We start from the raw sequence: 2,183 nt of genomic DNA, 5'->3' as shown, positions 1-2,183 counted from the left end.
TTTTTTTTTTTTATTAGCCGGGCGCCGGGGGGGGGGGGCGGGGCGCGGGGGGGGGGGGGGGGGGGGCCGGGCCCGCCGCGCCCCCCCCCCCGCCCCCCCCCCCCGACGAGGACCGGCCAGCTATGCCCGGCCGATGACGTCGTCCACGAGCTCCAGCCACAGGTCGAGTTCAGGCGCCGCGAGCTTGAAGATGTGCTTCGAGCCGCGCAGCCGCTCGTAGGAGGCGACCAGCTGGTGGGCGACCCGCTCGGTCTCGGCCGGTAGGACCCCGTGGATCAGGTCGGTCCAGCGCGGCGCGTTCCTACCGCCGTCGTAGAGCTTCTCCAGCGGAAGGACCCGGCAGGCCGTCCAGGTCACCAGCTCAGGCGCGTACTCCAACAGCTTGTAGCAGCCTGTGTTATGACGCTTTCGGATGCGGGCGACGGCCTTCTGCGTCTCGCGCCTGGCCTCCACCGCGACCTGGACGCTGGTCGCCCGCAGGTGCTCGTGCACGATGCTCCGGTAGGGGGCGCTGGTGATGTCCGACCAGAGCGCGTCCAGGCCTTCAGCGGTGTGGAGTTGATGGCTCAGATAAGGGCGCGGCGCGGCCGACAGCGCCGCGAGCGACCGGAACACGTCCGCGGGTGTGAATCCCACCGGGTGCGGCCCGGCCACGATGCCTCGCCGGGGATCGAAGTAGCTCCCTTCCGCCCGGAACTCGGCCTGCACCGCGAGCAGGTGCGGACAACGGGCGAGGTTGTCCTGCGGCACGGCGGAGTTGACGTAGCGATCGGTCTGGTCGCAGAACTCGCGGACCCGGTGGCGGCCGTCGCCGGTCACGACGATGACCGACAGGACGGCCTTGGCCAGGTCCGCGGGCGGCAGTTCGCGGGAGATGTGGGCGATCGTGACGAGTCGCTGGAACCCGTCGAAGCACTGCACCCCCGCCAGCCCGAGCCGCCCCGCCCCGGCCGCTCGGTCCGGCTCCCAGTGCAGGCTCTGCGCACCGAGGATGATGGGGCCGGCCAGCCCGAACTCCTCCGGCCGTTCGCGCAGCAGGGTTGCGAGGGCCTGGCTCCCCGGACTGTCCGCCAAGTAGCCGCGTCGGCTTCCGAGCACGACGGCCGCATCGGGCATGGCGGCCAGGCCCGCCAGCTCGGTCGCGCTGATCTGGGTGAACCACCGGTTGCCGAACGTCGTGGCATGAAGCGCCCTGAGGATGTGGCGGTCGGGAACCCAGCCGGTCTCTGCCGCCAACGAGAGTCCTCGCCAAGCACCGAGCGGTGCGGCATTGTTGTCCATGCCCGGTTCAACGTCGTAGCGGCGACCAGGTTGCGGCGCAGAGCGCCCCCGTGCGGGAGAGTTTCGATCGAGTCGGACCGCGCCGGTTCGGCGACCCGGCGAGGTGGCTCAACTTCCGTTCCACGATTCCACGGTTCCACGATGCACGCCGTCGGCCGGGGGCCTTTTTTGCTCCCGGGGAAATATGTAGACCGGTCTACATTTGACTGCTCGATGGAGCCCGCGCATAGGAAGTCGGCCTGCCCGACTTCCTGTGCGCAACCGGTTCAGATTAAGTAGACCGACCGACATATTCTTTCGCGCCGACCAGCGCCTACCCGCTGCCCGCCTACCGCCGGCGGGCGGCCGCCAGCAGGGCGGGGACGGTAGCGATCTTGACGCGGGGGCGGCCCTCGGCCTCGCCCCGGGCGCGCTCCGCCCGCTCCACGGCCCGCAGTCCCTTGAGCCCGACGGCGTCCGGGCGACGGTGGCGGACGAGGCGGTCGAAGTCCGTGCGGCTCGCCGCCGGGGCGGCCAGCGCGCGGGCCGCCGCGTCGTCCAGGAGCGCGCCCACGGTCTCGCGGGCGCACGCCCGGTTGGCGCCGATCCCCCCGGACGGCCCGCGCTTGGCCCACCCCACCACGTACGCCCCAGGCAGCGGCCGCCCCGTCGCCGGGTCCACGACCCGCCCACCCCGGTGCGCGACCGTCGCCGTCCGCTCGTCGAAGGGCAACCCGGGCACCGGTACGCCCCGGTGCCCTATGGAACGCACCACCAGGCCGGTCAGCAGCGTGTCCGTCTCCCCGGTCGGTTCGGCTGCCCGGCCGCCCGCGAGAGTGGTCCGGGCGACGGTCAGGCCCGTCACCCGCCCGCCCCCGGTGAACCCCGCGGGGGGGGGGCGGGCGGCGCCGCGCGCGCCCCGC

The 2,183-nt window shown here is 72.9% G+C and carries 1 protein-coding gene and 1 pseudogene; both read right to left on the bottom strand.

The window, feature by feature from the left end:
- Positions 1-120: 120 nt before the first annotated feature.
- Positions 121-1,236 (bottom strand): hypothetical protein, encoded by a 1,116-nt coding sequence (locus ACFV6D_RS28760; protein ID WP_380561662.1) that lies wholly within the window; start codon positions 1,234-1,236, stop codon positions 121-123.
- A 373-nt stretch (positions 1,237-1,609) separates the two neighbouring features.
- Positions 1,610-2,183 (bottom strand): annotated as a pseudogene (locus ACFV6D_RS28755) (ferredoxin-NADP reductase); the annotation flags it as partial.

Origin of the sequence: Kitasatospora sp. NPDC059812 (assembly GCF_042732075.1) — a bacterium.
Classification (GTDB): domain Bacteria; phylum Actinomycetota; class Actinomycetes; order Streptomycetales; family Streptomycetaceae; genus Kitasatospora.
Note: the sequence above shows the minus strand (reverse complement) of the source record. Positions and strands in the feature narration are given on the sequence as shown.